We start from the raw sequence: 23,002 nt of genomic DNA, 5'->3' as shown, positions 1-23,002 counted from the left end.
ACGCACCGCGCGACGACAATGGGGCAGATGTGCCGCAATTCCGTCGCAATCTGAAGGCTCGTTTCGCCTTCGGAACGTGGGCTGCACTTTCGCATTGCAGGCTTGCTTTGTCGGATGTGAGGCCTTAACGCTCCATTCATCGGGTTACAGCGACACTTCGGTGGTGAGTTCAAGTCCAAGGTCCGGCGCATCGGTCGCGCCCTTCCGACGGTAGCTTGCGGCCATCGACAGGCAAGAACGGAACGAGCCGATGCAGCAGATGGATCGAGCGACAACTGAGCTTGGCGCCCCCAAAGCGAACGTTTCCCCGTCCATCGCATCGGCATTTTCCGGTTCCGAAGGCCCCGACGAAGGCCGATCGCCCCTTCGCCTCGCGCTGCAGGGCGCCGGCATCGTGGTCCTGGCGCTCGGCCTCGCCAATTGCAGCAGCGCCACGCAGAAGGTCGGCACCGCCAAGGTCGATCCCAAGTATGGCGTCGCGCCGAGCCCGCGAGTCGTCGCCGACGGCAAGCCGATCCCCAAGGGCGGTGGCCGTGACCACACCGGCAAAGCCTACAGGGTGGCCGGCAAGACCTACGTTCCGAACCTCAACGAGAAATATACCGCCACGGGCACGGCCTCATGGTATGGCGCCGACTTCCATGGCCGCCTGACGGCGAACGGGGAAGTGTTCGACAAGCATTCGATCGCAGCCGCCCATCCGACGCTGCCGCTGCCGAGCTACGTGCGTGTCACGAATCTCGCGAACAGCCGGTCGATGGTCGTGCGCGTCAATGACCGTGGCCCGTTCCACGGTGGCCGCATCATCGACGTCTCGCGCAGCGTCGCCGATGCGCTCGATTTCCGCCGCGCGGGCACGGCCCAGGTGAAGGTCGAATACGTGGGCCGGGCCTCGTTGCGCGGCAGCGACGACCGCAAGCTGCTCGCCACGCTGCAGATCGATGGCCGCCCGGCCGGCGGCGGTGCGCCGGTGGCGCCTGTCGCAGCACCAGTCATGGTGGCCTCGGCCGAGCCGGTCCAGCCGGCGCCCGCAGCCGCCGCGCCCAGCATGGCTTATGCGTCTCCCGCCGCCGCGCAGGCGCCGGTCGCGACCGCCGCGGCGAGCGCCATCCCGATGCCGGTGCCGCGTCCCGATTTCGGGCAGCAGGGCGTTGCGATGGCCTCCGCGGCTCCCACTCCCGCGGCGCCCGCGCCGGCGGTTCACCTCCAGCGGGCGGAGGTCGCCACCATCGACGACCTGCTCGACCTCAACACCATTCCGAACGCCGGCGTGCCGGTGGCGGTGGCCGTGCCGCCCGCCGGCAAGCCCGTCGTCGCCAGCCTCTTCTACGCGGCGCCGCAGAACGCCAACGCCCGCTTCGCGGCGGAGACCCCGTTCGCGCTCGTCAAGGAGCAGCGCTTCGTGTCGTTCCGCAAGGGAACGGCGGCCAACTGAGGGCAGCTTCGCCGCATCCGTTGATTTTGCGGCGCCGGCATCGCACATTCCCCCTCCATATGGGGGAGCGATGTCGGTTTTGTTGTCCGTATCGGGTTTCGGCCGGAGCATCGGCCGGCGTCTGATTGCCGTTTTCCTGGCGCTCGCGTGCCTTGCCGCCGCAGGAACCGCCACGGCGCAGACTTTCCAGACCTCGGCCGATTTCGCCATCCTGATGGATGCGCGCACGCGCGGCATCCTGTTCGCCAAGGCGCCCGATACGCCAATGGTCCCGGCCAGCCTCGTCAAGGTCATGACCGCGGCCGTCGTCTTCGAGGAGATCAAGGCCGGCCGCCTGTCGCTCGAGGACACGTTCGCCGTCTCCGAGAACGCCTGGCGGCGGGGCGGGGCGCCGTCCGGCGGCTCGACGATGTTCGCCATCGTCAACAGCCGCGTTCCCATCGCCGACCTCCTGCGCGGGCTCATCGTCCATTCCGGCAACGATGCAGCCATCGCGCTGGCGGAGGGCATCGCCGGCACCGAGGAGAACTTCGCCCGCCTCATGAACGAGCGGGCGAAGGCGATCGGGCTGCGGAACAGCACCTTCCGCAACGCAACCGGCTATGCCGACCCCGAGCAGCGGACGACGGCGCGCGATCTCGCCGAGCTCTCGCTCTACCTCGTCGAGAATTTTCCGGATCTGTACGCGATATTCGGCGAGCGGGAATTCACCTGGAACAAGATCCGCCAGCAGAACCGCAATCCGCTCCTCGCCATGGATATTGGGGCCGACGGATTGAAGACGGGCAATCTCGCGGAATCGGGCTACGGGCTGGTCGGTTCGGCGGTGCGCGACGGCCAGCGGCTCGTCGTCGTGCTCAACGGCCTGCCCAACGCGCGCGAGCGGGGCAACGAGGGCCGCAAGCTGCTCGACTGGGGCTTCAACAATTTCGAGACGCGCGAGCTCTTCAAGTCCGGCGAGGTGATCGACCAAGCGCAGGTCTATGGCGGCGCGAGAGGGCGCGTCCCGCTCCTCGCCCGGGAAGCGGTGCGCGTGCTGGTGCCGCGCGGCACGAGCGACCGCCTCGACGTGAAGGTCGTCTACCGCGGCCCGCTGCGGGCGCCGGTCGCCGCGGGCATGGAGGTCGGCCACCTGCGCGTCACGCGCGACGATGTCGACGCGCTCGTCGTCCCGCTATACACAGGCGAGGCGGTGGAGTCGGGCAGCCTGTCGCAGCGCGCCTTCGATGCGCTGTTCGAACTCAGCACCGGCGCCATTCGCGATGCGCTGAGCAAGCTATTGTAAGAGGCCGTCTTGCCGGGAGAAACGCGGTCGCCGGGCCGGTTCATCACGTTCGAAGGCGGCGAGGGCGCGGGCAAGTCCACCCAGGTGGAGCGCCTGCGCAGCCGCCTGTCGCAACACGGCCTCGACACCATCGCGACGCGCGAGCCGGGCGGCGCGCCGCGTGCCGAGCGCATCCGCAGCTTCCTGCTCGCGGGCAAGGCCAAGGCGCTCGGACCGGCGGCCGAGGCCATCCTCTTCTCGGCCGCCCGCAACGACCACCTCGAGACGACGATCCGCCCGGCGCTGGCGCGCGGGCAATGGGTGCTGTGCGACCGCTTCTGCGATTCGACCCGCGCCTATCAGGGGGCGCTGGGCGATCTCGATCCGGCCTTTCTCACCCGCCTCGAGGAGGTCGTCGTCGGCCCCACGCGGCCGGATCTGACGTTCATCCTCGACCTTCCGCCGGAGCTGGGGCTGGCGCGGGCGGATGCGCGGCGGCAGGTGCGGAGCGAGGCGACCGACCGGTTCGAGGCGGAGGACATCGGCTTTCACCGGGCGCTGCGCGCCGCCTTCCTGGCAATCGCCGAGGAAGAGCCGGCGCGCTGTGTCGTCATCGACGCGAGCCGCGACGCCGATGCCGTCACGGCCGACATCTGGTCGCATGTGGAAGCCCGGCTTCTCGGGGCAACGATCGGGGAGGCAGGCGATGGCGCGTGAACCGGTTTCCGCGCATGGAGACGGCGTCGAGCCGGACCGCTACGGCCTGACGCCCCATCCGCGCGAGCGTTTCGACCTCGTCGGCCATGGCGAGGCTGAGCGCGCCTTCCTCGACGCCTGGCGGACAGGCCGCCTGCACCATGCCTGGCTCATCGGCGGGCCGCGCGGCATCGGCAAGGCGACCTTCGCCTACAGGGTGGCGCGCTTCCTGCTCGCCAATCCCGATCCCGCCGCGGCGCCTGCGGTGCGAGACCTCGCCGTCGCGCCGGACCATCCGGTGGCGCGCAAGGTGGCGGCCCTGTCGCACCCCGACCTCGTCGTCCTGCGGCGCACGCCGGGCACCGACAAGAAGGGCCCGTCGAGCGTCATCGCCATCGATTCCGTGCGCCGGGCCCTTGCCGTCTTCGGCTCCACCGCGGGCGCGGGGGGCTATCGCATCTGCATCGTCGACAGCGCCGACGACCTCAATGTCGCGAGCGCCAACGCGCTCCTGAAGGTCGTCGAGGAGCCGCCGCCGCGCTCCATCTTCCTCATCGTCTCGCACAGCCCGGGCCGCGTCATGGCCACGATCCGCTCGCGCTGCCGCAAGCTGACGCTGGGAGAGCTCGCGCCGGACGAGATCGAGACGGTCGTGGAGGGGCTCGGTGCGCCCTGGGATGCGATCGAGCCCGGCCTCAGGGCGCGCGCGGCCGCCCTGGCGCAGGGCTCGGTGCAAGGCGCGCTCGAACTCCTCGACGAGGAGCGCATCGCCCTTGTCGAGCGGGTGCGGGCGATGCTCGCCCGCCTGCCGGCGCTCGACATGCGCGAGGTGCTCGGCCTTGCCGAGCTCTGCGCAGGCAGGGACGGCGAGGAGGCCTTCGCGGCCCTGATGGCGACCATCGACATGTTCGTCACGCAGACCATTCATGCCCGGGCGGCTGAAGGCGCGGCTCGCCTTGCGCCCTTGGTCGAGGTGTGGGAGAAGAGCCGCGGTGCGGCGCGCGAAGCGCAGGTGCTCAATCTCGACCGCCGCCCCCTGGTTCTGTCGATATTCAACGACCTGGCAGGCGCCCTCCGCCACGGCGAAGCCGCCTGAGCCAGCGATATTCGGACACGGTTGGGCATGGGCCATCCCGAGACCTTCTACATCACGACCGCCATCTCCTATCCAAATGGCGCGCCGCACATCGGCCACGCCTACGAGGCGGTGGCGGCCGACGCCATCGCCCGCTTCAAGCGGCTCGACGGATACGACGTCTTCTTCATGACCGGCGTCGACGAGCACGGCCTGAAGATGACGCAGACGGCGGCGAAGGAAGGCATCGGCCCGCGCGAACTGTCCGACCGCAACACGGCGCTCTTCGAGAAGATGTGCGATGCGCTCGCCGTGGCGCGCGATCGCTTCATCCGCACGACGGAACCTGCCCATTACGCCGCCTCGCAGGCGCTGTGGAAGCGCATGGCGGACGCCGGCGACATCTATCTCGACACCTACGCGGGCTGGTACTCGGTCCGCGACGAGGCCTTCTACGACGAGAGCGAGACCACGCTGAACGCCGACGGCGTGCGCCTCGGCCCGCAAGGCACGCCGGTGGAGTGGACGGAGGAGAAGACCTACTTCTTCCGCCTCTCGGCCTATCAGGACCGGCTCCTCGCGCTCTACGAGAGCAATCCCGACTTCATCGGCCCGGAAGGCCGGCGCAACGAGGTGATGAGCTTCGTCAGGGGCGGGCTGCAGGACCTCTCGATCTCGCGCACCACACTGACCTGGGGCGTGCCGGTGCCGGACGCGCCCGGCCACGTCATGTATGTGTGGGTCGACGCGCTCACCAACTACATCACCGGGCTCGGCTATCCCGACACCGAGGGCTCGCCGCGCTGGCGCTACTGGCCGGCGGACGTGCACATCATCGGCAAGGACATCGTGCGCTTCCACGCCGTCTACTGGCCGGCCTTCCTGATGTCGGCCGGGCTGCCGGTGCCGAAGCGCGTCTTCGGCCACGGCTTCCTGTTCAACCGCGGCGAGAAGATGTCGAAGTCGGTCGGCAATGTCATCGACCCCTTCGCGCTCGCCGGCACCTACGGCGTCGACCAGCTGCGCTACTTCTTCCTGCGTGAGGTGCCCTTCGGCCAGGACGGCAACTACAGCCACGAGGCCATCGTCAACCGCATCAACGCGGACCTCGCCAACGACCTGGGCAATCTCGCGCAGCGCTCCTTGTCGATGATCGCCAAGAACTGCGAAGGCAGGGTGCCCGAACCCGGCGCCTTCACTGCCGCAGACGAAGCGCTGCTCGGCGCGGCGGACGGACTTCTCGCCAAGGCGCGGGCGGCGATGCAGAACTATGCCCTGCACACCGTGCTCGCTGACGTCTGGGCGGTGGTGAGCGAGGCGAACCGCTATTTCGCGGGCCAGGAGCCCTGGGCCCTGCGCAAGAGCGACCCCGCCCGCATGGCGACCGTGCTCTACGTGACGGCGGAGGTGCTGCGCAACGTCGCCATCCTCGCGCAGCCCGTCACGCCGGCCGCCGCCGCGCGCCTGCTCGATCTTCTCGCCGTCGATGAAGATCGGCGCCGGTTCGATGCGCTCGGTCCTGCCGGGCGCCTCGCCGCGGGCACCGTGCTGCCGGCTCCGGCGCCTGTTTTCCCACGTTTCGTGGAGGAGGAGCTGCAGGAGACCAAGGCCTGATGCTGGTCGACAGTCACTGCCATCTCGACTTCCCGGACTTCGCCAGCGAGCTTGATGCCGTGGTGGCGCGGGCGCGCGCGGCCGGCGTCGGCCATCTCGTCACCATCTCGACGCGCGTCAGGCAGTTTCCGACCTATGCGGCGATCACGGAGCGATTTTCCGGCGTCTCCTGCACAGTCGGCACCCATCCGCACAATGCTGGCGAGGAGCCTGACGTCACGGCCGCCGAGCTCGTCGCGCTGTCGCGCCACCCGCGCTGCATCGCCATCGGCGAGGCGGGGCTCGACTATCATTACGACCGCAGCCCGCGGGACGTGCAGCAGGCGGTGTTCCGCACCCATATCGCCGCGGCGCGGGAGACGGGCCTGCCGCTCGTCATCCATGCGCGTGCCGCAGACGAGGACATGATCGCCATTCTCCGTGACGAGATGGGGAAGGGCGCATTCCAGGCCATCCTGCACTGCTTCTCGTCGGGGCCGGAGCTTGCCCGCGTCGGCATCGAGCTCGGGCTCCATGTCTCCTTCTCCGGCATCCTGACCTTCAAGGGCTCGCAGGAGCTGCGCGACATCGCGGCGCGCGTGCCGCGCGAGCGGCTGCTCGTCGAGACGGATGCGCCCTATCTCGCGCCCGTGCCCAATCGCGGCAAGCGCAACGAGCCCGCCTTCGTGGTGCATACGGTCAAGGTGCTGGCGGAGGTGCACGGCGTGACGGCGTCCGAGATGGCGGCGATCACCACCGACAACTTCCGGCGCCTCTTCACCAAAGCCGATCTCGGCCACGGGGCCGGGGAAAGCGCCGCATGACGCTGACCGTGACCATCCTTGGTTGCGGGTCCTCCGGCGGGGTGCCACGCGTCGGAATGGGTTGGGGAGCCTGCGACCCTGCCGAGCCGCGCAACCGGCGCCGCCGCTGCTCGATCCTAGTCGAGAAGCGGCGCAAGGCGGAGGCGGCGGCGACGACCGTTCTGGTCGACACCTCACCCGACCTGCGCGAGCAACTGCTCGACAGCGACGTGCGCCACCTCGATGCCGTCCTCTTCACGCACGAGCACGCCGACCATACGCACGGCATCGACGATCTGCGTCCGCTGGTGCTGACGATGCGCCGCTGCATCGACGTCTATCTCGACGAACGCACCAGCGCGCAGGTGCGGGCCCGCTTCGGCTATTGCTTCATCACGCCGCCCGGCAGCGACTATCCGCCCATCCTCGTCGAGCACCGCCTCACGAGCGGGCGCGAGGTGCACATCGACGGGCCCGGCGGCACGCTCGCCGCCTTGCCCTTCCGCATGGTGCACGGGAATATCGATGCCCTCGGCTTCCGCTTCGGCAGCCTCGCCTATGCAAGCGACGTCAGCGCCATGCCGGAGGAGGCGAAGGCGCTGCTGCGCGGCCTCGACGTGCTGATCATCGACGCGCTGCGCTACACGCCGCACCCGAGCCATTTCAGCCTCGCGGAGGCGCTGGCGCTGATCGACGAGGTGGCGCCGCGGCGTGCCGTGCTGACAAACCTGCACACCGATCTCGACTACGCCACCCTGAGCCGGCAAGTGCCGGCCCACGTCGAGCCGGCCTATGACGGCATGACGATTACGGTTTCTGATTAAGTTCGATCCGCAACTATCTGTCTTTATTTTCTTTTTTGTGCTTCGGCGTGGGCTGGGTCTGTGACGGCGGATCGCTGGCGGGGAAGGATTCCTCCAGCGCCTCGTCCAGCAGCTCGTCCTGATGCTGCTTCTTCTCAGCCTTGTCGCGCTCCTGCTCGTTGCGGGTCTTGCGCGGATCACCCATGCCCGGCTCCTTCGGTTTGGCGTAGTGCCACACGACCTCACTGGTCATATGGGAAGCAACGCCGCGGACCGCCATGCGGTTCCGGCCGCATCCGCCCGGCAGCCCGGGCGGAGCAGGGCGGGTGAGGGACCGGTCAGGCCCGGTCCTTCTCCTTGCGCAGACGGCGGAAGCGGTGGAGCAGGGGCTCGGTATAGCCGTTCGGCTGGCGCGTGCCCTCGAAGACGAGGGCGCAGGCCGCCTGGAAAGCGAGGGAAGCCTCGGAATCGGGCGCCATCGGACGATAGGTCGGGTCGCCGGCGTTCTGCCGGTCGACCACCGCCGCGAGCCGCTTCAGCGCCTCCATCACCTGATCCTGCGAGACGATGCCGTGGCGCAGCCAGTTGGCGAGATGCTGCGCCGAGATGCGCAACGTGGCGCGGTCCTCCATCAGGCCGACATCGTGGATGTCCGGCACCTTGGAGCAGCCGACGCCCTGGTCCACCCAGCGCACCACATAGCCGAGGAGGCTCTGGACATTCGTGTCGACCTCCTCCGCGATCTCTTCCGGCGACCAGTTCACGCGGTCGGCCAGCGGCAGCGTGATGAGGTCCGCCCGCCGGGCCGGCGCGCGCTTGCGGATCTCCGCCTGCCGGGCCGCGACATCGACCGCCAGGTAGTGGAGGGCGTGCAGGGTCGCGGCAGTGGGCGAGGGCACCCAGGCGGTGGTCGCGCCGGCGAGCGGATGGCCGAGCTTCTGCTCGAGCATGGCATGCATCAGGTCGGGCATGGCCCACATGCCCTTGCCGATCTGCCCGCGGCCGTCGAGGCCGGCGGCGAGGCCGGTGTCGACGTTGCCGTCCTCATAGGCCTTGATCCAGGCGGAGGCCTTCATGTCCGCCTTGCGGATCATCGGGCCCGCCTCCATCGAGGTGTGTATCTCGTCGCCCGTGCGGTCGAGGAAGCCGGTGTTGATGAAGCAGATACGGTCTCTGGCGGCACGGATCGAGGCCTTGAGGTTGACGCTGGTGCGGCGCTCCTCGTCCATCACGCCCATCTTGAGCGTGTTGCGGGCTAGGCCCAGGGCATCCTCGATGGCCGCGAAAAGCGCATCGGCGAAGGCGACCTCCTCGGGCCCGTGCATCTTGGGCTTGACGATGTACATCTGGCCCGTCGTCGAGTTCGCCCGGCGGCCGGAGGGGCCGATGTCGTGCAGGGCGATGGCGGCGGTCACCATGCCGTCGAGGATGCCCTCGGGGATCTCGCCGCCGTTCTCGTCCAGCACGGCGTCGGTCGTCATGAGGTGACCGACGTTGCGCACGAGCATGAGGCTCTGCCCCTTGAGGCGCAACTCGCCGCCGCCGGGCCGCTCGTAGCGGCGGTCTTCCGCCAGGCGGCGCGTCACCGTGCGGCCGCCCTTCGCAAAGGTCTCGACGAGATCGCCGCGCATCAGGCCGAGCCAGTTGCGGTAGACGGCGACCTTGTCCTCCGCATCGACGGCCGCGATGGAATCCTCGCAGTCCATGATGGTCGACAGAGCCGCCTCGAGCTCGATGTCGCTGATGCCGGCCGCGTCGGTGCCGCCGATGGGATGGCCGCGGTCGAAATGCACGACAATGTGAAGGCCGTGCTTCGCGAAGACGAGCGCCTCCGGCGCGTCGCGGCCGCCCGCGAAGCCGACGAATTGTGCTGCATCTGCGAGGCCCGTGACGCTGCCGTCCGCAAGCTGCACCGTCAGCGCAGCGCCGTCGATGGCATAGCGCCGAGCCTCGGCATGCGAGCCGGAAGCCAGCGGCACGTGCTGGTCGAGCACGCGCCGGCCGAAGGCGATGACCTCGGCCCCACGGGCCGGATCATAAGGGCCCTGCGGCGGCTTTACGCCGTCGAGGGCATCGGTGCCGTAGAGAGCGTCGTAGAGACTGCCCCAGCGGGCATTGGCGGCATTGAGCGCATAGCGCGCGTTCATCACCGGCACGACGAGCTGCGGTCCGGCGAGCTGTGCAATCTCCGGATCCGCGTTCGCCGTCCCCACGGAGAAATCACCCACATCATCAACGATGTAGCCGATTTCCTTCAGGAATTGCTCATAGGCCGCCGCATCGTGCGGCGAACCGGCACGGCTGCGGTGCCACTCGTCGATCCGCGCCTGCAGGGCGTCGCGCTTCTCCAGCAGCGTCCGGTTTTGCGGTGCGAAGGTGGTGATGATCGCCTCGAAACGCTGCCAGAAGACGGCAGGCTCGAGGCCCGTGCCCGGCAACGCTTCCTCGGCGATGAAGGCATGAAGCGGTGCCGCGACCTTGAGCTTGCCGCATGCGATATATCCGTTCGCCGTCAGGCCAGAACCGCCCATTGCTACCTCCAGAATCTCATTCATCGGCATGCGCCGCCGCGTGGCCGAGCTTTAGGCCAAGTCTAGCCCCCCGGCACCGCGCCGCAATGAGATGGACTTTCAACGCGGGGGAAAAAATGGAACGCGAGGCGAGGGGGGGCGGCCTGAACGCGTGCGATAGCGAAAGGCGAAGAAAGTTGTGCAGTGCGAGAAGGTTGCCTCGGCCTGCGGAGACTGTCGGGGAGGGAACCAATACTGCCGAAAGCGGTTGCGCCTACACGCGAAATGCGGGAACCTTCTTTGTCGCCTCAACCTCGTAGGCCGTCGGAAGCCGGTGCGAACAACAAGAAGAAGGTTGCGGGAGCCGGCTCAGGGAGGAGTACGGACATGGCAACGCGTGAACACGCCAAGCAGACCCGGAGAAGCTTTCTCAAGGGCGGCATGGTCGCCGCCGGAGCAGCCGCCGGTGCGGTTGCGGCTCCGGCCGTGGTCAGCGCCCAGACACCGGTCGTCATCAAGATGCAGACGTCCTGGCCGGCGTCCGATATCTGGATGGATTTCGCCCGGGAATATGTAGACCGCGTGCAGAAGATGTCCGGAGGCCGGCTCAAGGTCGACCTCCTGCCCGCAGGCGCCGTCGTCGGTGCCTTCCAGGTGCTCGATGCCGTCAACGACGGCGTCATCGACGCCGCCCATACCGTGCCCGTCTACTGGTACGGCAAGCACAAGGCCGCCTCGCTCTTCGGCACGGGGCCGGTGTGGGGCGGCAGCGCTGCGACGATGCTGGCGTGGTTCCACGTCGGCGGCGGCAAGGAGCTGTATGCCGAGCTGACGCAGGAGATCCTCAAGCTCAACGTCTACGGCTTCTACGGCTTTCCCATGCCGGCGCAGCCCTTCGGCTGGTTCAAGCGGCCGGTCGAGAAGGCGGCCGACGTCAGGGGCCTCAAATACCGCACCGTGGGCCTCGCCGCCGACCTCCTGCAGCAGATGGGCATGAGCGTGGCGCAGCTGCCGGGCGGCGAGATCGTGCCGGCCATGGAACGCGGCGTCATCGACGCCTTCGAGTTCAACAACCCCTCGTCCGACCTGCGCTTCGGCGCCCAGGACGTGGCGAAGAACTACATGCTGTCGTCCTACCACCAGGCGAGCGAGTCCTTCGAGTTCCTGTTCAACAAGGACTTCTTCGACGATCTCGACGACGACCTGAAAGCCATCCTGGAATACGGCGTCGAAGCCGCCAGCACGTCGAACTACGCGTCGGCTCTCGACAATTATTCCAGCGACCTGCGCAAGCTGCAGGATGGCGGCGTCAACGTGCTGCGTACGCCGCAGGATGTGCTCGATGCGCAGCTGGCGGCCTGGGACAAGATCATCCCGACGCTGGAGCAGGACGACTACATGCGCCGCGTCATGGAAAGCCAGCGGCAGTTCGTCGAGCGGGTGGTGTTCTACGAGCTCATGAACGCGCCCGATTATGCGCTGGCCTATGAGCACTACTTCCCCGGCAAGCTGAAGCTCTGAGCCCGGCTTGAGAGATCCCGGGCGACCCCTTCGCGGGCCGCCCGTTTCCCTTTCTCGCACGGCCGGGGTTCCATGGATCGCTTCATCTCGCTCGCCGACCGCCTGTCCGCATGGGTAGGCAAGGCCTTTGCCTGGGCCATCATGGTGATGACCTTCGGCACCGGCTACGAGGTCTTCGTCCGCTATGTGCTGAACGCGCCGACGAGCTGGTCGTTCGACGTTTCCTACATCATGTACGGCACGCTGTTCATGATGGGCGGCGCCTACACGCTGTCGCGCGACGGCCACGTGCGTGGCGACTTCCTCTACCGGCTGTGGCAGCCGCGCACCCAGGCCAAGATCGAATTCGTCCTCTACTTCCTCTTCTTCTTTCCCGGCATCCTGGCGCTCATCTTCGCCGGGTGGAAATATGCCGAGCGCTCCTGGCGCTTCGGGGAGGTCAGCGTCAACAGCCCGGCCGGCATCCCGATCTTCCAGTTCAAGACCGTCATCGTCGCCGCCGGCGTGCTGCTCCTCATCCAGGGCATCGCCCAGGTCATGCGCTGCATCATCTGCATGAGGACGGGGGAGTGGGTCCGCGCCAGGGATGACGTCGAGGAAACGGAGAAAAGGCTGATCGAGGAGCACGAACGGGAGGTGCTGCTGCACGGCTCCGAGGCGATAGACGTGCCCGACCGCGACGACGACAACCGCCCGACGGGAGCACCGCGATGAGCGACCCGCATATCGCGCTCCTGATGCTCGGGGCGTTCATCTTCATCATCCTGCTCGGCTTTCCCATTGCCTTCACGCTCATGGCGATGGGCGTCGGCTTCGGCTACTACGCCTATTACGACGCGGGGCGCATGTGGCGCCCCTATTATCGTGCGCTCGACAGCGGCGCCGACAGCTGGACGCTGGTGGAGACCTGGGTCTCCGGCTTCTTCAACAACCGGATCTTCGACCTTTTCGTCAACCAGACCTATTCGGTCATGGCCAACGACGTGCTCACCGCCGTGCCGCTGTTCCTGTTCATGGGCTATATCGTCGAGCGGGCGAACATCGTCGAGCGGCTGTTCCACACGCTCGCGCTCGCGACGCGGCGCGTGCCCGGTGCCATGGCGGTGGCGGCGCTCGTCACCTGCACGCTGTTCGCGACCGCCACCGGCATCGTCGGAGCAGTCGTCACGCTGATGGGCCTGCTCGCCTTTCCGGCCCTGCTCAGGGCGCGTTACGACATCAGCTTCGCCTCGGGCGTCATCTGCGCCGGCGGCACGCTCGGCATCCTCATTCCGCCCTCGATCATGCTGATCGTCTATGCGGCCTCGTCCGGCGTCTCCATCGTGCAGCTCTATGCGGGGGCGCTGCTGCCGGGCCTTCTGCTGGCGGGGCTCTATCTCATCTACGTCATCGGCCGGGCCTGGCTGCAGCCGCAACTCGCGCCGAAGCCGGATGAGAGCGAGGTCGAGCAGATTTCGACCGGCCGTCTTCTCTTCCTGCTCGCCACATCCTTCCTGCCGCTCGCCCTGCTCATCCTTTCCGTGCTCGGGGCCATTCTCTTCGGGCTCGCGACGCCGTCGGAAGCGGCGGCGGTCGGAGCGCTCGGCGGCCTCGCGCTCGCCGTCGCCTACAGGGCGCTGACGTGGCAGCGCCTGCGCGAATCCGTCTACCTGACGGTGCGCACCACGGCGATGGTGTGCTGGCTCTTCGTCGGTTCGTGGACCTTCTCCTCCGTGTTCTCCTATCTCGGCGGCGAGCGGGTCATCACCGAATTCGTCACAAGCCTCGACATTTCGCCGCTGACCTTCCTGATCCTCGCCCAGATCATCATCTTCCTGCTCGGCTGGCCGCTGGAATGGTCGGAGATCATCATCATCTTCGTGCCGATCTTCCTGCCGCTGCTGCCGCATTTCGGCGTCGACCCGCTGTTCTTCGGCATCCTCGTCGCGCTCAACCTGCAGACCTCCTTCCTGACACCGCCGATGGCGATGTCGGCCTATTACCTGAAGGGGATCGCGCCGGCGCACGTGCATCTGGTGCAGATCTTCAAGGGCTGCTTGCCGTACCTCATGCTGGTCTTCGTGGCGATGATCGTGCTCTATATCTTCCCCGACATCGCCCTTTATCTGCCGAGGCTCGTCTATGGCCGCTGAGAAGACGACGGCAGCAAGCGATCCTGCCGGATGGACGGCCGTCGAGACGCGCGAGCGCGTTGCGGGCGGCGAGGTGACGGTGGCAACGGTGGCGGAGGCCGTGCTGGCGCGCATCGCGGCGGAGGACGAGGCGATCGGCGCCTTCGCCTTCGTCGATGCGGCCCGCGTGCGCGCCGAGGCCCGACGCCTCGACGGGCACCGCGTTTCCGGCCGGCCGCTCGGCCCTCTGCACGGCGTGCCGGTGGCGATCAAGGACGTGATCGACACCGCCGACATGCCGACGGAAAACGGCACGGTGCTCGACGCCGGCCGGCGCCCGGACCGGGACGCGACGCTCGTCGCGCGTCTGAAGGCCGCCGGAGCCCTCGTGGTGGGCAAGACGGCGGCAACCGAACTCGCCTTCCTCCACCCGGCGCGCACGCGCAATCCGCACGATCCGGAGCGCACGCCGGGCGGCTCGTCCTCCGGCTCGGCGGCAGCCGTCGCGGCCGGCATGGTGCCGCTCGCCGTCGGCACGCAGACGGCCGGCTCGGTGATCCGGCCGGCTTCCTTCTGCGGCATCGTCGGCTTCAAGCCGACCCACGGGCTCGTCTCGAGGGCAGGGGTGCTGCAGCTTGCCGCTCCGCTCGACACGGTGGGCGGCTTCGCCCGCACCGTCGAGGACGTGGCGCTCCTCGTCGACGCCATGGCCGGGCACGACCCGGCCGATCCCGACACGCGCGTGGAAGCCCCGCCGCAGCTCTTTTCGATCGCCTCGTCGCGCCCGCCGGTGCGGCCCGACCTCGCCTTCGTGCGTGGGCCGGCCTGGGACGAGGCAGCCGCCGAGACCAAGGCCGCCTTTGCCGAATTGCAGGAGGTGCTGGGCGAAGCGGTCGCCACGGTCCAGCTGCCGGACATCTTCCACGAGGCGGCCTCCGCCCACCGCCGGCTCGTCACGGCGGGCATGGCGCGCAACCTGCGCCGCTATGGCGAGAGCGGCTGGGATGCGCTCAGCGAGACCATGCAGGCGACCCTCGCGGAAGGCCGCGCGGTGACGGCGGTCGATTACCTTTCGGCGCTCGACTGGCGCGAGGTGCTCGGTGTGGGCCTCGATCGCATCTTCGAGCGCTACGATGCCATCGTCACGCCGGCCACGCCCGGCGAGGCGCCGCACGGCCTGGGCTCCACCGGCAGCCCGGCATTTTCGGTGCTGTGGACCCTTTGCGGACTTCCAAGCGTAAGCCTGCCGCTGCTCCAGGGGCCGCACGGGCTGCCTGTCGGCGTCCAACTCGTCGGACGGCGGGGCTATGACGGGCGCCTGCTGAGGACGGCACGGTGGCTCGCCGCCCATATCGCCGCGGCGACACAAGGGGGTGAGTGTCATGGATAGGCTGTTCGGCATCGTCGCTTTCGCGGCCTTCGCCGCCTTCCTCGCCATCATCGTGCTGCGCGTGCCGGAACCGGACCTCATCATCGTCTTCGCCGTCGTGCTGCTCATGGTGGCCTGGGACTTCTGGCTCGCTCTGCGTCCGCGCCGCCACCACGGCCGCGATCGGCGCCGAGGCCCTTAGCTGAGGCGTGCTCGTCAGCTCAACAGGGCCGCAGCATTGCGCGATCACGCCATCGGAAACGGCTGCAGCCAACTCGTCGCAAGTTCCATAATCTTCCTTATGCGATTTTCAGGCCTGCGTTAGCAGCCGTGTCGCGGTGGCCGTGACGGCACCGAGCGCGAGCACCCTCACCGCAGCGTCCAGGTCTCGTCGACCATCCGACGAGACCTCGCCCTTCCAGGAGGATGTCCCTTTCCGGCATCCCGGCCGGCCTCGGCCGTTCATGAACGCCCCCGCTGGATGTGGCAGCTTCATTCCGGCTACCTTCGATCGGCTGATCTGCGCAGAGCCAGGGAGAACGCATGACGAAACATCGCATCTATTCCGTCAGCGTGGCGAGCGTCTATCCGCTCTATGTCGCGAAGGCGGAAAAGAAGGGGCGCACGAAGGCGGAGGTCGACGAGATCATTCGTTGGCTGACGGGATACAGCCAGGAGGCGCTGGACGACCAGTTGGCGAAGAACACGTCCTTCGAGGACTTTTTTGGACGTGCGCCTCGGATGAACCCCTCGCGCGACCTGATCACGGGCGTGATCTGCGGCGTCCGCGTGGAAGACATCCAGGAACCGACCATGCGGGAAATTCGCTATCTCGACAAGCTGATAGACGAACTCGCCAAGGGGAAGGCGATGGAGAAGATACTGCGAAAATAGGGCCGGCCGCATTTCTCATGCGGCTGCAGCTGGAGGATTGGCGCCCTCTGCAGACGGGCGGGGCAGAGCAAGCCCTGCCCCCTCCCCGATGGCTCAGATCAGCCGCGCCCGCAGCCACGACGTCACGATCTCGGTGACCACGACGACACTGAAGATCACGGCGAGGATGAGGCCCACCTGGTCCCAGTAGAGGTTGTTGAGCGAGGCATCGAGCGCGACGCCGATGCCGCCCGCACCCACGAGGCCGAGCACCGCCGATTCACGGATGTTGATGTCCCAGCGCAGCAGCGCGACGGACCAGAAAGCGGGCTCCACCTGCGGCCAGTAGCCCTTGACGAGGATCATCGCGCGCGGAGCCCCGGTGGCCGTCAGGGCCTCGACCGGCCCCTTCTGCGCCTCCTCGAGCGCCTCGCTGAAGAGCTTGCCGATGAAGCCGATGGAGCGGAAGGCGATCGACATGACACCGGCCAGCGCCCCGGGCCCGAAGATGGCGACGAAGAGCAGTGCCCAGATCAGGGAATTGACCGAGCGCGAGGACACGAAGATGAACTGCGCCAACCAGTTGAGGGCCGGGTTCCTGGTGAAGTTGCGCGCCGCGAGGAAGGCGAGCGGCAGCGCGAGCACGAGCGCGAGCAAGGTGCCGAGGGTGGCGATGTGGAAGGTCTCGATGAGCGCGTCGTGCACCTGCTCGGGATAGAAGGCCCAGTCGAACGGCCACATGCGCCGGAAAAGGTCGGCCGTCTGCTCCGGAGCATCGTAGAGGAACTCGGGGATGACCTCGATGGTGCGCAGCGACCAGACGACGGCAATGGCGCTCAGGACGTAGACCATCGAGCGTCCGATGCGCTCGGCCGGCGTGAAGCGGTGCCAGACGCGCGGCGGCTTCGCCGCCTGGGTGACGGGGGACAGGGCATTCACTGGAAGATCCTCCGCACCCGGCCCGACACCAGTTCGCACAACATGATGAGGGCGACGATGATGATCAGGATCGTGAGGACGACGTCGTAGTCGAAGCGCTGATAGGCGGTGAACAGCGGCGCGCCGATGCCGCCGCCGCCGACGATGCCGACCATCGTGGAGTTACGCAGGTTGGAATCGAACTGGTAGACGGTGAGGCCGACGAAGCGTGCCATCACCTGCGGGAACACCGCCATGATGAGCACGTTGAGGAACGGGGCGGCGGTGGCCCGCACCGCCTCGACCTGCTTGGGGTTCATCTCCTCGACCACCTCGGCGAAGAGCTTGGCGACGAACCCCATCGTGGCGACGATGAGCGCGAGCACGCCGGCGAGTGCCCCGAACCCGACCGCCTTGACGAAGAGGATGGCGACGATCACCGGGTGGAACGAGCGGCAGATGGCGATGAAGGCCCGCGCCGGCCCGTAGACCGCCACCGGAGCGAGGTTGCGCGCCGCGGCAAGCCCGAGCGGCAGCGACAGGAGCACCCCCGCAAAGGTCGCCAGAACGGCGATCTGCAGGCTCTCCACCATGCCCGTGTAGATGAGCGCCAGCTTGTCGGGCGCCATGTTCGGCGGGAACATCCGCGACAGGAAGTGGCCGGCATTGCCGAGCCCGGCGATGAAGCGCGCCAGCGTGACGTCGAGCACGCTCGTCGCGTAGATCGTGTAGATGACGAGCCCGGCCCAGGCGAGGCGCGCAGGCCAGTTGGCGGGAAAGGCGGGCGGGCGCAGCCGGCCCGGTGCGGCCGGGGCGCTCATAGCCAGTCCTCCCCGCCGTAGATCTCCTTCAGGTGGCTGTCGCCGAGGCCGTCAGGCGAGCCGTCATAGACCACCTCGCCGCGCGACATGCCGATGATGCGCTGGGCATAGCGGCGGGCGAGCTCGACATTGTGGATGTTGATGACGATGGGAATGGAGCGCTCGCGGGAAATCTGCGCCATCAGTTCCATGATCTCGACGGAGGTCTTGGGATCCAGCGAGGACGTGGGCTCGTCAGCGAGGATCAGGCCGGGCGATTGCATGATGGCGCGGGCGATGCCCACGCGCTGGCGCTGCCCGCCGGAGAGCTGGTCGGCCCGCCGCGTGGCGAAGTCCTCGCCGAGGCCCACGGCATCGATGAGGTCGAAGGCGCGTGCCACGTCGTCGGCCGGGAACCGGCGCAGGAAGGCGCGCCAGGCAGGCACGTAGCCGAGCCGCCCCGACAGCACGTTCTCGATGACGCTGAGCCGCTCGACGAGATTGTACTCCTGGAACACCATGCCGATGCGCCGGCGCGCGAGCCGGAGCGCGTCACCGCGCAGGCGCGCGAGGTCGCGGCCTTCGAACCAGATCTCGCCCGAGGTCGGATCGACCAGCCGGTTGATGCAGCGGATGAGGGTCGACTTGCCGGTGCCGGAAGGTCCGATGATGGCGGTGACGCCCCGCCCCTCGATGTCGAGCGAGATGTCCTTCAGCACCGGCTGGCCGGCCCGGTATTCCTTGCGCAGATGACGGATGGCGAGAAGGCCGGCCGATCCCTCGGCGGGCGTTGCGGCGGACGCAGCATGTGTCATGGGGCGATCCCTGGAACGATCGTCGTGAAAGGTGAAACGGCGCAGAGCGCCCTGCCCGCGCCGACGGCACGCGTCTGCAGCGCGATTTTCGAAGGCCGGCGGATGCATGGCTGCGATCGGCCGGGCTCTTCGGCCCGGCCGATCGGCTCATTGTCGGCGGTTACTTCTGCTGCTTGCGCTTGGCGAGGGCCTCGGCCTCCCGCTTGGCCTCGGCGTCGTAGGCAGCCTTGTTGTAGGGCGTGCCGGACTTCTCGGCCACGTCGCGCACCACGGCCCAGTCGTCCTTGTAGGTGATGGGCAGGAAGCGGTCGTCGCCGTTGAACTCCTTCTGCATCTCGGGCGTGAAGCGGAAGGAGAAGAAGCACTCGCGCAGCTTGGCCGCGAGTTCGGGCTTCAGGTCGTGCGCGTGGGCGAAGGAGGACGTCGGGAACACCGGGCTGCGGTAGATGACGCGGAAGTCCTCGGACTTGACGGTGCCGCGCACGCCCATGCGCTCGAAGACGTCGGAGGCGACGGCGGCCATGTCGTAGTCGCCCGAGCCGACGCCGAGCACCGACTTGTCGTGCCCGCCCGACATCAGCGGCTTGTAGTCCTGCTCCGGCGTCAGCCCCTCCTCGGGGAACAGCACGCGGGGGGCAAGGTTGCCCGAGTTGGACGAAGGCGACGTATGCGCCACCCGCTTTTCCTTGAGGTCCGACAGCTTCTCGTAAGGGCTCGACGTCTTGACGATGGCGAGCAGCTGATAGCCGCGCACCTGCTCGCCGACGCCCTTGGCGGCGAACGGCACGGCGCCGGCCAGGTTGACGGCGAAGCCGGTCGGCCCCGTCGAGAAGCCGGCGAAATGCAGCCGGCCGGAGCGCATCGCCTCGATCTGGGCGGCGTTGGACTGCGCAGGATAGTAGACGGTGCGCTTGCCGACGCAGGCCTCGAGATGCTCCGTGAACGGCTTGAAGATATTGGCGTAGACGGCAGGATCCTCGACCGGGGTGTAGGCCCAGACCAGGGCCGACGGATCGCGCCACTTGGCGGGATCGGTCGGCGCATCGGCCACGAGGTCCCGGTCGGCGTCGCAATAGAGCGTGTCGAGCTCGCCGCGGTTGGCGCACTCGTCGGCCCGGGCCGGACCGGGAGAGAAGGATGCCGCGGCCACGGCAGTGATGCCCAGCGTCAGGAATAGGTTGCGAATCATGTGCGTTTCCTCGCTTGTCCGCCGGTCGCGCCTTGTGGGCGACGCCGAGTGCTTGTCATTGACGGGCGATAGGCTAGGCTCGGTTCGCTGTCATAAGCCTGTCAACGCACCGTCATGAAAAATGCGGATTCTGCTGATCGAGGATTCTGCCGACCTCGCCGAGGCGATCGTCGCCCGGCTGCAGCGTGAGGGGCATGGCGTCGTCTGGACCGCCGACGGGGACGAGGGCGCCGAATTCGCCGCCCACGAGCCGGTGGACCTCGTGGTGCTCGACATCAACCTGCCGGGGCGGGACGGCTTTTCCATCCTGCGCGAGATGCGCCGCTCCGGCACGACCATGCCCGTCCTCGTCATCACCGCCCGGGCGGAGATCGACGACAAGGTGAGCGTGCTCGACCTCGGCGCCGACGACTACCTCGTCAAGCCCTTCGACCTGCGCGAGCTCGAGGCCCGCATCCGCGTGCTCCTGCGCCGCCGCATGGGCGAGGCGCAATCGCTCATCAGCTATGGCGACTTGTCCATCGACCTCGTCTCGCGCACCGCCATGGTGGGCGGCGCGCTGGTGGAGCTTGGCCGGCGCGAGTTCGGCCTGCTCGAACTGCTGATGGCGCGGGTTGGCCGGCCGGTGAGCAAGGAGCGGCTCGTGGCACACCTGTTCGGCCACGACGACACGGGCTCGCCCAATGCCGTGGAACTGCTGGTCTCGCGCCTGCGCCGCAAACTCGAGGGCTGCGGGACGGAGATCGTGACGCAGCGCGGCGTCGGCTATTTCCTGCGCACCGGCGACGGGGACGCTCCGCTTGCCTGAGGACCGCTCGATCCGCCGCAGCGTCATGGCCGGGGCGGCGGCTGTGCTCGCCGTCATCGGGCTCCTGCTCTTCATGGCCATCCGCGTCTACGCCGTGCGTGCCGCGGATGAAGCGTTCGACCGGGTGCTCGCCGCCGCGGCCCTGTCCATCGCCGATACCGTGGAGATCCAGGAGGGGGACGTCACGGTCGACATTCCCTACGCCGCTTTCGCCATCCTCGGCACCTCGCGGCTCAACCGCATCTTCTATCGCGTGGTGGCGCCGAACGGCGGGCTCGTCACCGGCTCGCCGACGCTCGGGCTCGAGGTGCCGCAGGCCAGCACGCCCGAACCGCGCCTCCACGACAGCGTCTATCGCGGCACGCCCATCCGGATCGCCGCCGTGGCGCGCTACCACGCCGGCACGAGCGGCAGCGGATGGGTCGACGTGCTGGTCGCAGAAACCCGGGAGGCTCGCCAGCAGCTCGCCGGCCAGCTGACGCGCAACGCACTCCTCCCGACGCTTGCCGTGGCACTCGTCGCCTTCTGCCTGATCTGGCTTGCGGTGCGGCGCGCCTTCCTGCCCCTCGGCGTGGTCGAGGCCGACATCCGCGGCCGTGCGGCGTCGGACCTCGCACCGATCCGGGGGCCCGTGCCACGCGAGGTGCGTGCGCTCGTCGCCGCGCTCAACGAATTCATGGACCGCCTCGGCTCGACGCTCGACGGGCTCAAGCGCGTGACCGCGGATGCCGCCCACCAGCTGCGCACACCGCTCGCCAACATCCGCGCCCAGTCGGAGGTAGCGCTCGACGAGGCGCCGGACGGAAGCGTGCGCGAGCGGCTGGCCCGCATCCACGTCAATGCGGTGAACGCCAGCGTGCTGGCGAGCCAGATCCTGAGCGACGCCACGATCCTGCACCGGCTCGAAGCGCAGCCGCGCGCCATCGTCGACCTCGCCGCCACGGTGCAGGAGGCCGTGCGCCGCATCGATCCGCTGCAGGCGCAACGCCTTCGCCTGGCCGGTTGCCATGGCGAACCCGTGCCCGTGCGGGGCGACGCGTTCGTATTGCGCGAGATGGTCCGCAATCTCGTCGAGAACGCCCTCGTCCATGCCCCTGCGGGCCCGGTGGAGGTGTCCCTCACCTGCCACGCCGGCGAAGCGCGGCTCAAGGTGCTCGACCGGGGCCCCGGCCTCGATGCCGACCTGCTCGAGCGCGTGTTCGAGCGCTTCGTGCGCGGCGACGAGACGACGCCCGGCTCCGGCCTCGGGCTGCCGATCGCGCGCACCGTGGCGCGCGCTTGCGGCGGCGACGTGACGCTCGCCCCGCGCGAGGGCGGCGGCCTGTGCGCCTTGGTGAGACTGCCGCTCGCAGACCAGCGGCCCCGCCCTCCGGGCGGCGGCACCGCAATCGCTCTGGCGCTCCCCATCGTCCTTGTTGCAGCGCTCCTGCCGCTTCAGGCGGCGGCACAGGCCAAGCTCTCCATCCTCGGCACGGCGCCGGCCGAACAGATGGCGCCGCTGATCGCCGCCATCGAGGCGAACGATCCCGGCACGACGGTGGACTACCGCGCCGTTCTGCCCACCGAGGCCGCCCTCGGCGTGATCGCCGTGGCGGCCGGCGCCAGCTCGCCCGATCTCCTGCTCCTGTCGTCGCCGGACCTCGCCGTGCAGCTCGCCAACGAGGGCTACGTCATCTCGCACGCGGCCCAGCCGGCGGGAGGCGACCCGCCCATCCACTGGCGCGGCGAGGTGTTCGCCGTCGCGGCCGATCCGTCAGTGATCGTCGTGCGCAAGGATGCCCTGCCCGGCCCCGAGGTGCCGCGCAGCCGCATTGCGCTCGCCCAGTTGCTGGAGCGAGCGGCGACGCGCCTGTCCGGCCGGGTTGGCCTCGTCAATATCGGCATCGACAGCGTCAGCTATGTCGCCGCGGCCCAGGATTCGCTGCGCTCGCCCCTCTTCTGGCGGGTGACCCGCGGCTTCGGCGCCGCGCAGGTGCGCATCTTCGACCATGCCGGCGAACTCCTGCAGGCCATGGCGGCCGGCGAGCTCGACCTCGCCTACAACGTGCCGCTGTCGGCCGCCCAGGCGGCTATCGCGCGCGGGGCGGCGATCGAGATCGTCGTGCCCGAGGACTATACCGTCTCCGTGCCCTGGACGGTGTCCATTCCCAACAGTGCCCCGAACCCCTTCGGCGCCCGGCGCGCGCTCGATCTCATCGTGGGCCGCGACGGCGCCCGGGCGCTGGAGGCCGGCGGTATCGGCGCCGGCCCTCCCCTCACGCCCGGCCGCACCGACAGCATCCGGCAGACCGTCGCGCTCGGCCCGGAACTTCTCGTCTTTCTCGATCCTCTGAAGCGCACCCGCTTTCTCGACACCTGGATCCAGCTCATCGTCGGGCCCTAGGCCGGGGGACGCCTTGCTGAACGGCCAGCCGCCCGC

21 protein-coding genes are annotated in these 23,002 nt (G+C 68.5%); 15 read left to right on the top strand and 6 right to left on the bottom strand.

Annotation, left to right across the window (positions count from 1 at the left end; translation table 11 throughout):
* Positions 1 to 394 precede the first annotated feature (394 nt).
* From GGR16_RS26505 to GGR16_RS06475, 7 genes are all read left to right on the top strand, one after another.
* Positions 395 to 1,435, top strand: coding sequence for a septal ring lytic transglycosylase RlpA family protein (locus GGR16_RS26505; protein ID WP_343059602.1), 1,041 nt, complete (start codon positions 395 to 397; stop codon positions 1,433 to 1,435).
* A gap of 70 nt (positions 1,436 to 1,505) precedes the next feature.
* A complete protein-coding gene (locus GGR16_RS06500) occupies positions 1,506 to 2,720 on the top strand; it encodes a D-alanyl-D-alanine carboxypeptidase family protein (protein ID WP_425486561.1) in 1,215 nt (404 codons plus the stop codon).
* Between the two features lie 9 nt (positions 2,721 to 2,729).
* Entirely contained in the window at positions 2,730 to 3,416 is a 687-nt protein-coding gene (gene tmk / locus GGR16_RS06495; RefSeq protein ID WP_183316044.1) for a dTMP kinase, read from the top strand.
* Positions 3,406 to 4,491 (top strand): DNA polymerase III subunit delta', encoded by a 1,086-nt coding sequence (locus GGR16_RS06490; protein ID WP_183316043.1) that lies wholly within the window; start codon positions 3,406 to 3,408, stop codon positions 4,489 to 4,491. The genes tmk and GGR16_RS06490 overlap by 11 nt, the downstream gene beginning before the upstream one ends.
* A gap of 27 nt (positions 4,492 to 4,518) precedes the next feature.
* On the top strand, positions 4,519 to 6,084 hold the full coding sequence (gene metG, locus GGR16_RS06485; protein ID WP_183316042.1) for a methionine--tRNA ligase: 1,566 nt from the start codon (positions 4,519 to 4,521) through the stop codon (positions 6,082 to 6,084).
* Positions 6,084 to 6,887, top strand: a complete 804-nt coding sequence (locus tag GGR16_RS06480; protein ID WP_019404774.1) for a TatD family hydrolase — start codon at positions 6,084 to 6,086, stop codon at positions 6,885 to 6,887. Before metG ends, GGR16_RS06480 begins: the two co-directional genes overlap by 1 nt.
* Positions 6,884 to 7,690, top strand: a complete 807-nt coding sequence (locus GGR16_RS06475; RefSeq protein ID WP_026015591.1) for an MBL fold metallo-hydrolase — start codon at positions 6,884 to 6,886, stop codon at positions 7,688 to 7,690. Before GGR16_RS06480 ends, GGR16_RS06475 begins: the two co-directional genes overlap by 4 nt.
* A 13-nt stretch (positions 7,691 to 7,703) precedes the next feature.
* Here the strand turns inward: GGR16_RS06475 and GGR16_RS06470 are convergent, their stop codons facing one another.
* Both GGR16_RS06470 and GGR16_RS06465 read right to left on the bottom strand, forming a co-directional pair.
* Complete coding sequence (locus tag GGR16_RS06470) at positions 7,704 to 7,874, bottom strand: hypothetical protein (protein WP_019404776.1); 171 nt, start codon at positions 7,872 to 7,874, stop codon at positions 7,704 to 7,706.
* Positions 7,875 to 8,007: 133 nt separating this feature from the next.
* Positions 8,008 to 10,200: a malate synthase G gene (locus GGR16_RS06465; protein ID WP_183316041.1), complete on the bottom strand. Its 2,193-nt coding sequence runs from the start codon at positions 10,198 to 10,200 to the stop codon at positions 8,008 to 8,010.
* Positions 10,201 to 10,620: 420 nt separating this feature from the next.
* Here GGR16_RS06465 and GGR16_RS06460 point away from each other — a divergent pair, with 420 nt between their 5' ends.
* The 6 genes from GGR16_RS06460 (at position 10,621) to GGR16_RS06435 (ending at position 16,074) form a co-directional block, all read left to right on the top strand.
* A complete protein-coding gene (locus GGR16_RS06460) occupies positions 10,621 to 11,700 on the top strand; it encodes a TRAP transporter substrate-binding protein (RefSeq protein WP_246372930.1) in 1,080 nt (359 codons plus the stop codon).
* 72 nt (positions 11,701 to 11,772) lie between these two features.
* A complete protein-coding gene (locus tag GGR16_RS06455) occupies positions 11,773 to 12,414 on the top strand; it encodes a TRAP transporter small permease subunit (protein ID WP_019404779.1) in 642 nt (213 codons plus the stop codon).
* Positions 12,411 to 13,832, top strand: a complete 1,422-nt coding sequence (locus GGR16_RS06450) for a TRAP transporter large permease (protein ID WP_019404780.1) — start codon at positions 12,411 to 12,413, stop codon at positions 13,830 to 13,832. The genes GGR16_RS06455 and GGR16_RS06450 overlap by 4 nt, the downstream gene beginning before the upstream one ends.
* Positions 13,822 to 15,201: an amidase gene (locus GGR16_RS06445; RefSeq protein WP_183316039.1), complete on the top strand. Its 1,380-nt coding sequence runs from the start codon at positions 13,822 to 13,824 to the stop codon at positions 15,199 to 15,201. The genes GGR16_RS06450 and GGR16_RS06445 overlap by 11 nt, the downstream gene beginning before the upstream one ends.
* Complete coding sequence (locus GGR16_RS06440) at positions 15,194 to 15,382, top strand: hypothetical protein (protein WP_019404782.1); 189 nt, start codon at positions 15,194 to 15,196, stop codon at positions 15,380 to 15,382. Before GGR16_RS06445 ends, GGR16_RS06440 begins: the two co-directional genes overlap by 8 nt.
* 341 nt (positions 15,383 to 15,723) lie before the next feature.
* A complete protein-coding gene (locus GGR16_RS06435; protein WP_019404783.1) occupies positions 15,724 to 16,074 on the top strand; it encodes a DUF2200 domain-containing protein in 351 nt (116 codons plus the stop codon).
* 93 nt (positions 16,075 to 16,167) lie between these two features.
* Here the strand turns inward: GGR16_RS06435 and phnE (GGR16_RS06430) are convergent, their stop codons facing one another.
* The 4 genes from phnE (GGR16_RS06430) to phnD form a co-directional block, all read right to left on the bottom strand.
* Positions 16,168 to 16,992, bottom strand: coding sequence for a phosphonate ABC transporter, permease protein PhnE (phnE, locus tag GGR16_RS06430; protein ID WP_183316038.1), 825 nt, complete (start codon positions 16,990 to 16,992; stop codon positions 16,168 to 16,170).
* Positions 16,989 to 17,792 (bottom strand): phosphonate ABC transporter, permease protein PhnE, encoded by an 804-nt coding sequence (gene phnE / locus GGR16_RS06425; RefSeq protein ID WP_019404785.1) that lies wholly within the window; start codon positions 17,790 to 17,792, stop codon positions 16,989 to 16,991. The genes phnE (GGR16_RS06430) and phnE (GGR16_RS06425) overlap by 4 nt, the downstream gene beginning before the upstream one ends.
* Positions 17,789 to 18,586 carry a phosphonate ABC transporter ATP-binding protein gene (phnC, locus tag GGR16_RS06420; RefSeq protein ID WP_019404786.1) on the bottom strand — a complete coding sequence of 266 codons (798 nt, stop codon included), beginning with the start codon at positions 18,584 to 18,586 and terminating at the stop codon, positions 17,789 to 17,791. Before phnC ends, phnE (GGR16_RS06425) begins: the two co-directional genes overlap by 4 nt.
* 160 nt (positions 18,587 to 18,746) lie before the next feature.
* Positions 18,747 to 19,775 (bottom strand): phosphate/phosphite/phosphonate ABC transporter substrate-binding protein, encoded by a 1,029-nt coding sequence (phnD, locus tag GGR16_RS06415; RefSeq protein ID WP_019404787.1) that lies wholly within the window; start codon positions 19,773 to 19,775, stop codon positions 18,747 to 18,749.
* A gap of 121 nt (positions 19,776 to 19,896) precedes the next feature.
* Between phnD and GGR16_RS06410 the strand changes: the two genes are divergently transcribed.
* Positions 19,897 to 20,583 carry a response regulator transcription factor gene (locus GGR16_RS06410; RefSeq protein WP_019404788.1) on the top strand — a complete coding sequence of 229 codons (687 nt, stop codon included), beginning with the start codon at positions 19,897 to 19,899 and terminating at the stop codon, positions 20,581 to 20,583.
* Positions 20,576 to 22,966 carry a sensor histidine kinase gene (locus tag GGR16_RS06405; RefSeq protein ID WP_183316037.1) on the top strand — a complete coding sequence of 797 codons (2,391 nt, stop codon included), beginning with the start codon at positions 20,576 to 20,578 and terminating at the stop codon, positions 22,964 to 22,966. The genes GGR16_RS06410 and GGR16_RS06405 overlap by 8 nt, the downstream gene beginning before the upstream one ends.
* Positions 22,967 to 23,002 lie beyond the last annotated feature (36 nt).

The sequence above is a fragment of the Chelatococcus caeni genome (assembly GCF_014196925.1).
Lineage (GTDB): Bacteria > Pseudomonadota > Alphaproteobacteria > Rhizobiales > Beijerinckiaceae > Chelatococcus_A > Chelatococcus_A caeni.
This window is presented reverse-complemented; position numbering and strand designations above follow the sequence as displayed.